The organism is Arthrobacter sp. 10N43 (assembly GCF_056394525.1).
Genome location: NZ_JBFTIA010000011.1, coordinates 100,841 through 109,699, shown reverse-complemented (window position 1 = coordinate 109,699; position 8,859 = coordinate 100,841). Strand labels below are relative to the sequence as shown.

The 8,859-nt window shown below is 61.2% G+C and carries 10 protein-coding genes; 7 read left to right on the top strand and 3 right to left on the bottom strand.

What is annotated here, in order from left to right; all coding sequences use genetic code 11:
• Positions 1 to 255: 255 nt before the first annotated feature.
• Complete coding sequence (locus AC1DDO_RS18405; protein WP_476972472.1) at positions 256 to 591, bottom strand: hypothetical protein; 336 nt, start codon at positions 589 to 591, stop codon at positions 256 to 258.
• Between the two features lie 170 nt (positions 592 to 761).
• Positions 762 to 1,079: a histone-like nucleoid-structuring protein Lsr2 gene (locus AC1DDO_RS18400; RefSeq protein ID WP_476964521.1), complete on the bottom strand. Its 318-nt coding sequence runs from the start codon at positions 1,077 to 1,079 to the stop codon at positions 762 to 764.
• A 37-nt stretch (positions 1,080 to 1,116) separates the two neighbouring features.
• On the opposite strand from AC1DDO_RS18400, the gene AC1DDO_RS18395 reads away from it, so the two are divergent.
• Positions 1,117 to 1,545 (top strand): hypothetical protein, encoded by a 429-nt coding sequence (locus AC1DDO_RS18395; RefSeq protein WP_476964522.1) that lies wholly within the window; start codon positions 1,117 to 1,119, stop codon positions 1,543 to 1,545.
• Between the two features lie 27 nt (positions 1,546 to 1,572).
• On the opposite strand, the gene AC1DDO_RS18390 is transcribed toward AC1DDO_RS18395, so the two are convergent.
• A complete protein-coding gene (locus tag AC1DDO_RS18390; protein WP_476972471.1) occupies positions 1,573 to 2,448 on the bottom strand; it encodes a hypothetical protein in 876 nt (291 codons plus the stop codon).
• 89 nt (positions 2,449 to 2,537) lie between these two features.
• Here AC1DDO_RS18390 and AC1DDO_RS18385 point away from each other — a divergent pair, with 89 nt between their 5' ends.
• The 6 genes from AC1DDO_RS18385 (at position 2,538) to AC1DDO_RS18360 (ending at position 8,812) form a co-directional block, all read left to right on the top strand.
• Positions 2,538 to 3,317: a hypothetical protein gene (locus AC1DDO_RS18385; RefSeq protein ID WP_476964524.1), complete on the top strand. Its 780-nt coding sequence runs from the start codon at positions 2,538 to 2,540 to the stop codon at positions 3,315 to 3,317.
• A 200-nt stretch (positions 3,318 to 3,517) separates the two neighbouring features.
• Entirely contained in the window at positions 3,518 to 3,898 is a 381-nt protein-coding gene (locus tag AC1DDO_RS18380; protein ID WP_476964525.1) for a hypothetical protein, read from the top strand.
• A gap of 318 nt (positions 3,899 to 4,216) precedes the next feature.
• Complete coding sequence (locus AC1DDO_RS18375) at positions 4,217 to 4,504, top strand: hypothetical protein (protein WP_476972470.1); 288 nt, start codon at positions 4,217 to 4,219, stop codon at positions 4,502 to 4,504.
• A gap of 78 nt (positions 4,505 to 4,582) precedes the next feature.
• Complete coding sequence (locus tag AC1DDO_RS18370) at positions 4,583 to 5,878, top strand: type IV secretion system protein (RefSeq protein ID WP_476972469.1); 1,296 nt, start codon at positions 4,583 to 4,585, stop codon at positions 5,876 to 5,878.
• Positions 5,871 to 7,370 (top strand): SCO6880 family protein, encoded by a 1,500-nt coding sequence (locus AC1DDO_RS18365; protein ID WP_476972468.1) that lies wholly within the window; start codon positions 5,871 to 5,873, stop codon positions 7,368 to 7,370. The genes AC1DDO_RS18370 and AC1DDO_RS18365 overlap by 8 nt, the downstream gene beginning before the upstream one ends.
• Before the next feature lie 227 nt (positions 7,371 to 7,597).
• Entirely contained in the window at positions 7,598 to 8,812 is a 1,215-nt protein-coding gene (locus AC1DDO_RS18360) for an ATP-binding protein (protein ID WP_476972467.1), read from the top strand.
• Positions 8,813 to 8,859: the final 47 nt, after the last annotated feature.

Genomic DNA, 8,859 nt, shown 5'->3' with positions numbered 1-8,859 from the left:
CCGCCGTGCGCCCTATACACACGACGGAAGGAGCCTAAGCCGGGTGGCCCCCAAGCACGCCACTACCGGCACCCAAGACCGCTAATGCGGGCTCTGCCCACCGGCCCCCAAACACACGACAGATGGACCCCAAAAAGGCGAATATTCATACGAACGCCAGCACCGGAGTCCCAGAGTTAGAGGCCACGCCGGCGGACACAATCAGCCCCACCATCAGGCCGATGAGAATCACGCGCTTATCCTGCTGACGAAGACTCATGACACGCACCTCATCGGGTAGCTGAACAGGTAATTGGGATAGTTTCTCAGCCTGTCCAGGCAGAGACCGTTGGCGGCGATGTAGAACGCAGCAGCTCCCACGACAGCCGAGGCAATGGGGCAGGCCCAGCCAGTCGTTCCGATACGGATTCCGGACACCACCCCGCCGGACATGCCAGACGCCACAGCTCCCTGGTCAGTTCGGTCGAGATCCACATACGGCTCGTACGCCCAGTTCTCGTCGTACCAGCCACTGGAAACAGCACTGGCGGCGCTGATATCGCCTAGCGCCAGTCCCCGGGCGAGGGCTAAAGCAACCAAAAGCTTTCTCATATATCGAGCGTGAGGCACGGGGGAGCGGCGGGGCAATTAAACAAATCAGGCCACGAATCGATTTAGATTCCGGGCCTGATTCTGTCCTTAAAAAAACCAAGGGTCGCTATATTCTGTGACCAGCCGGTGTCAGTCGGTTGGAGACTCTCTCTCCTGGCTGGCACCGGCCTTTAGTGTGCGGCCAGGTATTTCTCTACTACGTCAGCCTGGAGACGGCCACGAGTATTGACCTGGATACCGTTGTCAGCCGCCCAGAGCCGGACAGCCTTGGTATCGACACCACTAGTGGACTTGCCCTGGCGCTTAGTTGTGCCGCCTTCTTTTCGAGCGGCATCCTGGAAGCGACTCAGGAAGTCACGGAGTTCGGAAGCGTGGCCGGAATTGAGGTCAATCGCATAGGTGACGCCGTCGATACCAAAGCGGATAGTTTCATCGGCGTCGGAACCATCGAGGTCATCGAGAAGCCGGGTGTAAGTTTTGGTTGCCATATAAAAAGGCTATCACCGGATATGGCACGATAGGAGCATGAACGATCTGCCCATTATGTTTTTCCAGGTTGCAGCATCAGCTATCCCCACTCTTCTCATCGCTGTAGCCGTGGGCATCAAGCAGGGTGCAACCTATGCGAAGCAATACGGGCAGTTAGCGGCACGTGGGTTCAAGTTCAAGGCTATGGTATTGGGAATTACGGTGGCAATCGGACTGGCCATTGCCATGGGTGAGTTCGCCGCCTTGAGGGCCATAGCCAGGGGATCGGGCAACAGTGCAGAAGTCGAACTCGTTCTTACAGCCATCTTCATCTGCTTCCTGCTCATCGTTTTGGAGATGCTAGCGCCCTTTGCCGAGAGCATGACTCCCCAAAACCATATTCGGCTACTCACGGGAGTCTCTGGTATCTGGGTACTGTTCGCCGGGTACTATTTGTTGATTTCCAATGGCATCATCCCTCTCTAGGCTTGCCTGTTCACACTACTATTGATGTTAGTAGCGAGACACATACACCGGCTTGGCCGCAGCTTCACTAATCTCGCCAGCCAAGTCGGTGCTCAACCTGTAGCCGTCGGCCTTTTCCTTTAGGAACTCAGCGGCAGCTGCCTTGCGCTGGATTTGGGTGTAGTCCCGCTGCCAGGCTGGATAGGTTCTCAGTTCGTCGGCCAGCTCCGTCTTGCGGGCACGGAAGTCCTGCTCGTATTCGTAGACCTTTTCACCGATGATCCTGTTGGCCTCAGGCTGAACCTGCCGGGTCATAAAAACCTCGGGCATTTCCTCTACCCCCGCCTCAGCGAGAATCGACTTCACGAGGTGACGACGCTTCCCGATAGGCTCACCACGGTATTTGGGAGAGTTGAGCAGGGCTGAAAGCGAAGCTCGATAGGCAGCGCGGTACTGTTCGCGGTGCTCCTCTCGTTCAGCCTCGGATTCCACCTCAGCGTTTTCAAGCACGGCGTTTATCTTCTCCATCAGTTCGCCGGCCCAGTCGCAGCGGGCGCACCACTCATACGCTAAGCCTTGAGCTAGCCAGTTCACCGTGAGGGACATCATCGTGCCATCGTGCTTGTCGGCAGCCTTTAGAATCCGTTCTGCTGTCGGCGGCAATTCTTCGCCGTGTTCTGTTTCAAAGTAGATCCTGGTCATGTCGACCGAGAACGGCGTGGTCGAGACGCTAATGAAAGGAGCGCCCACTAGGACGGCTAGCTTGAGGGCGGCCTCGATATCGGCCACTTCGCTGTCCACCTCCACGTCTATTTCCTTTTTGACTTCGACGCCAGGAACGATTAAAAGGTCAGCGCTTGCCGCACGCCCGGGAATCGTGGTGTCGATTTTCGCCAGGTCGGCTGAGGTATAGGTGAAGGACATGGTTCAAATACTAGAGTGTGGTTCCGACAACTATTGGCAGCACTAGGGGATTGGCTCATAATGAGGGCAAATAACTGGGAACGCCATAGATGGCCGACAACACTCGAATCGACAATGGAACCACCGGCGACAATATAGCCACGGATGATGTTGGCGGCGTAACGCACCAACGGATGAAAGTCGAGTTCGGGGATGACGGTTCGGCGACCGACGTATCGGCCACCAACTTGCGCTGGTCGTTCGACCCTGTAAAGGGCTTCCCCTGGAATGGTTACTATCTATTCCGCCGCCCGTCGCGGCGCGGCGACGAGGATCGGATCTGCGTCAGCCGCTACCTGACGCAATATCGCGCTGGCGAGATAGGTGCGATGCAAGTGCAGCTGGGCCCTGGTGTACTCAGCAGCAATCAGCAACAGGTGTTCATCGACGATTTCGCGCCCGGGGGCGCGCCTGAAGTGGATCTCGACGACCGCGCGTCCATGCTTTATACGCTGCCCGCAGCAGACATCGCACAGTGCGTGGAGGCGACGATCGGCTTCCGCAAGACGCGGGGGCACGGCGAGCGCGTCTGCGTAGACTTCGACCGCGAGCAGCCGGGAACGGTCCCCAACCCTTTCGAGCGTGACGGAGCAACGTTTTGTGTCCACCAACTTCGACGGCTCGAAGCCACCCGACGGCCACCTGATGGCCCTTGGTGGAGCGGTCGGTTGGAACGTCGGCTTCCGTGGGCAGATCGATCTGCCATGCGAAGCGAGCACGGTGCAGGTTGTGATCGCGCACAGCGCGCGTGGCGCGCGACGATCTTAACTACGACGCCGAGACCAATACTGTTATCGCGCCGGAAGCTGTCCGCCCACAGCGCCGGCTGAAGAGTCCTGGACTGTCTTCCGCACACATGGTGCCTGGCAGCCATCCTGGCAGCCAGGCACCAGGCCAGCCACCACCCATTAGAGAGCCAACGCGACCCCTATCCGGAGCCTCACCCAGCGCGTACCCTGATGCCCATCAGAGTTGGTAGCTCGCCCTGGCCAGGCGCACGAAAATGGTGGGAGAGGTCATGGAATCGTATGTGAAGATCATCGGCGAACTCGTTCAGGGCATACAACGGGAGGGCTACAGCGGTCTCGTGCGGGCTGTGGCTCTCGACAACGACCCCGACCCGAACAGTCCAAACGCGGATTGTATTTCGGCTGCCGATGACGGCTTGAACTCAGCCTCAAGCCCGGAGGATTTCTGGGGTGCAGCCTTGGAAATGGCTAACTGCCTGAGAAGCACTCCTCCCGTCCTCGCCCCGGTAGACCCGGGCGAGCCGGAAGACCCGGAGCCTCCAGACCCGCCTGAGCCCCCAGATCAGCCTGGGCTTCCAGAGCCGCCGGCAAAGCCATCGCTTGGAGATTTAGTACTCGCCGCCCTCATAGCCCACCTTCGCGGAGGTAGCGAGAAGAGCTGACGGCAGTCGTTACGGTGAGGCGCGCCGCCGGGTCCGGACCATGGGGACCTGAGAACCCTTGATCGCAATTTCCTGGCCGCCCACCCGGCCGGCTTCGACGAGCTCATGCCCAAAACCCGAGCCACGGCCACCGTTGACCGGCTCCTGCACCACACCCAATCCCGCAGGCCAACCCATCTCTGGAGTCACTGCACGTCTGGTGCTCTTTCCGTCTTAAGAGGGTGTTCGCTGGTGGAGTCATGTCGCTGCCCCTCCGTAGCTCCCATGAACCCGTGAGCTCATCTGCTCACTCCATGGAATACGACGGACGGAGCACTAATGTTTTTCGCAGCGGTGGACCCGGGGATCACCCCGAACGCGAGCTTTCCCTTCCTGGAATCGCTCAAACAGATCGGCGGCGGCATCCTCGTCGGCGCTTTTATCGTCATTGCCATCGTGGCCATCATCGGTGCCGCGATGCTTCTGGCCGGCAAACTAAGCCAGTCCTCACGCCTTGCCTCCGGCGGCGGCGTGATCCTCCTGTGGACGGGGCCCGTTGCTGCCATCCTCGGCGGCATCAACGGCTACATCCTCTGGTCGCAGACCGCCTTCCCGCTCGGGTTTTAGCCCATGCCCGCTGAGTGCGATCTCAATGGATGGTGGCCGCCCGGCTGCGGTTTGGTCTCACAGGCCAACGACAACGCCATGGGTGCAGTCACGTCGCTCTTTGCGAACATCCTTCAGAACATGGCGTCATGGCTTTGGGCCTTCATCACCGGCGCCTTCACCGTGTCAGACGTCGACGACTCCCAATGGCTCTCCATCCGGGGGCTCACGAACTGGTGGGTCGTTGTCATGTTGACACCTCTCGTCGTCGTGATGATCCTTCAGGTACTGTCCGGCCTGGTTAGCCAGCAGCCGAGACGGATCGGACGGGCGATGCTCGGCGGAGCTGCTGCCATTCCGCTCGTTGGGGCGGCTGTGTATCTCGTCCGGCAACTGACGCGGGCGAGCGACTTAGCCTCGGCCGCGCTCCTCGAATCGATTGGCTCCGATCCCTACCTGGTGTTCATGAGACTCTTTGGCTTCGAGCGGGCACCAGAAGGAACAGGGCGAGAATGGAACCTAATCTCGCTGGCACCGGGGAACACCGGGGGCGCCCCTGGTGCCGTCGTCGTGACGGTGATGGCAGTCATAGTCGTCTGGATCCTTGCCTTCATCCTGATGTGCTCGATGATCTTCCGCTCCTTCGCGCTCGTCGTGTTGGCCGCCGTCGCCCCCGTTGCGCTCATGCTGCTTCCCTGGGACAAGACAAAATCCTGGGCGCGGCGATGGTGCGAGGTCGTCATTGCCTTGGTTCTGGCCAAGCCGTTGGCCGGAACAGTCTTGGCAGTCGCGGTGAAGCTCTTTGCCGAGTCCAAGTCCTTCGCAGGATTGGCAGCCGGCACAGTCGGCATGGTCCTCGCCTGCGGTGCACCAATGATGGCCCTGCGGCTGGTGAGCTTCGCCGGCGGGGAGCTCGCGGCCGCCGCCCAAACCGCAGGAGGCGGCCACATCCTGTCCAGGAGCAGCAATGTTGCGGCCCGCCAAATAAGCAGGCAGACGGGTGGCCGCATGACACTCGCGAGCCTGGTAAGTCGCTCCGCAATGACTCGGCCGATCAGCTCAAGCCGTAGCGCTTTCCCCACACAAGTGTTGGCATCCACTGTCCGCTCCGGAGCGTCTTCACCTGGCAGCGACGGGACTCGACTGGCTCTGAGCAGCGGAACCTCCGTTGGCGCTCCGACCGCCCCGCACCCCTCGGAGTCCCTGGGCTCAATGCGCGGCCATCCCCGTAGGCAAAACGGCACGGCCTCAGAATCTCCTCGGCAGGCACCTCTGAAAGAGGCCGAACGGAGAGCGCAGCCGAACGCCAGCGCACCAGCCCCAGCAAGAGTCCAACCTCCGAAACCCCAGCACCCAAGAATCGACCCTCCGAAGGGAGGTACTCCTCATGTCTGAGGATTCGCGCGTCCTTGAGGCCGTCAAGTTTCCAAGATACGAGCGCCGGGGATTCTTCCTCGGGCTCAAGTGGTACCAATTGCTGATCATCGCAGGGGGAGCGTCAGTCGCCATCGTGGCATCAGCCAGCGCTGGGCCGGCAGGCCTATTCCTCTCCGGACCTATGTGGCTCGGGCTCATGCTGCTCGGACTTCTCCAGTACTCCCGCATCCCTTACCCCGTGTGGGCGAAACAGATCGCTTTGTACTTTTACCGTGCGGCGACAGGCCAGACCCGTTTCCTCGCAAAGCCCGCAACGCCACAACTTGCTGGGCGGCTCGCCCTTCCGGGCGGTCTAGGCAATTTGGAGATCCGAACAACGGCCGGCGCCGAATGCTTTATCGTCGACCGCCACGGAAAGGAGGCGATCGCTCTGCTGCGATGCAGTACGCGATCGTTTGCGCTCCTGGACGCGGATGACAAGGCATGGGCCGTCCAGGCCTGGTCACGTGTCCAGGCCGGCATGGCCCAACGTCAGGGCGTGGCCCGGATCGCCATCCAGGATTACACCGTGCCCTACCCATCGTCGGCCCTCTGGGATTACTACAGAGGCAACGCCGAGCAGGCCGGAGCTGGCGGCGGGAAGCTCACGTGGGGGCAACGTGCATACGAGGACTTGCTGGGTGCTGCCGGGTCAACTATGAGCCATGAGCTTCTCGTGGTGGTGGTTTTGGACACCAGCAAGGCTCGACGGCGGATCAAGGAGTCAGGCGGGGGACTCACAGGCCTCGAAACCGTGTTGCGGCTTGAAGTCGAGGCCATACAAACGTCGCTGGGGACTCACAATGTCATGGTAGAGGAATGGGTCGGCGAAGCGGGGTTGCTGGGCATCATTCGTGGTGCATTCGATCCTGCGACCTTGCCGTCGGCGAGAGTGCCGGTGGCGACAACCCCGCCGCTGGACGAACCGGCAGGTAAGGCGACTGCTAACCTCGACCGGCATCGTCCGATGGCCGTGGAGGAACACTGGACGTACCTACGGACCGACACAGGGTTCCACCAGACTTTTTGGATCGCTGAATGGCCGCGACAAAAGGTCTTCCCGGGGTTCCTGCATCCCCTGATTTATGTCGGCGAGTTCCGCCACACCTTCACGGAAGTCATCCGGGCTGTACCCACGGCTGAAGCCCTGCGTGACATCCGGTCCGCGCAGGAGGCACATGAAACCCGCCGCCGCATCAACGCCCGCTTCGACAGGCCACTCACCCGTGAGCAAAAAGCCGAGGAGGAAGAAGTGATCCAGAGGGAGGAAGAGATCGTCGCCGGCCATGGTGATGTGCGCCCGGCGGCCTACATGACCGTCACGGCGACCTCGCTCGAGGACTTGGCGCGGCACCGCCAGGAACTTGAATCCGCCGCTGCTGGCGCATTCGTCGAGCTGCGGCTCCTATACGGACAGCAGTGGGCTGCGTTTGTCGCCGGCGGGCTGCCGCTTGGGAGGGGATTGCGTTGAAGCAGGAAACGAAGAGCCTTGAGTACGTCCCGTCGGGGAAGAACCGAAGCGAACGGAAGGCACGACGGCGGATCTCACCTCCCGGGGCAGCATGGGCGAGCGCAGCCGCAGAGGACAAGCAGAAGGATTTCCAGGCGTTTCGCTTCACAGGTGACTGGGGGAGCAAGGAGCAAAACTCGCTGCGTGGTCCGCACCGACTGCGTCCTGCGCCGCACCGTGCTTCGACGATGACATTTGCCGCCGCATATCCGTTCCTTACGGAGTCGGGCCTGGGGCACGAAGGGACTTACATTGGCACCGACGTGTTCGGGTCCGGGGCCTTCTCCTACGATCCGTGGATTCTGTATGACAAGGGGATCATCAGCGGCCCGTCCATCGTGGTGATCGGAACCGTCGGCACCGGCAAGTCCATGTGCGGCAAGTCGTTGGTGACGCGGTCCATCACCTTGGGGCGGAAGGCCGCCGTCGCGTCTGATCCCAAAGGCGAGTGGGTCGGCGTCGCCAAGACCGTGGGCGGCAAGGTGATCTCCGTTGGTCCCGGCCGACCTGCGAGGGTGAATCCCCTCGACGCCGGGCCCCGCCCGAGCGCCCTCACCGAGGCTCAATGGCAGGCGGTGGTGAGGCAACGGCGCCGCTATCTGCTGGTGGCCTTGGTCTCCCTCATGCGGCAGGGCACACCGCTCCGCCCCGTAGAGCACACGGCCTTGGACATCGCCCTCATGGAAACCATGGCCGAGAACTCAAACCCCACCTTGCCTATGGTGCTGGACCACTTGCTCAAACCCTCGAAAGAGATGACGGCCCTGGTCGGCGTCGAGGGAGGAACCGCCGTCAGCCACTCGTTGCGACGCACGGTATCCGGAGATCTCGAAGGTATGTTCGATGCCCCGTCCACTGTGGCCTTCGACGCGGACGCACCGATGATGGTGATGGATACGTCGGCGCTGATCGGGGCATCGGAGCAGGCCCTTTCGCTGGCGGCCGCCTGTGGCGCCACCTGGTTGGAAGCTGCCATTACAAATCCCGACGGCGGCAAACGGCTTGTGGTGTACGACGAGGGGTGGCGAATGCTCGCCGATCCGTACATGTTGGCCAAGATGAGCGAGCAGTGGCGGCTGGCCAGAACCTATGGGATCGCGAACCTGTTGATCATGCACAAGGTGGCGGACCTCAACGAGATCGGGGACAGTACCAGTGGGCATCGCCAGAAAGCCCTTGGCCTGCTGACCGAGGCAGACACCAGGATCATTTACAGGCAGAAGCATGACGCGATGCGCCTGACCAAGGAAGCGCTCGGCCTCACCGAAGCTGAATGCGAGCACGTGGAGAACCTTCCCAAAGGGGTCGGGCTCTGGAAGGTGGGAAACCGCTCTTTCATCGTTGCCAACCGGGTGACAACTGACGAGCTGGCTGTTTTCTCAACCGACGACAGGATGCTGTGAGAGCCCGCGGCAGCTCGCGGGCTGCGAGTGACAATCCGCTGGTCACC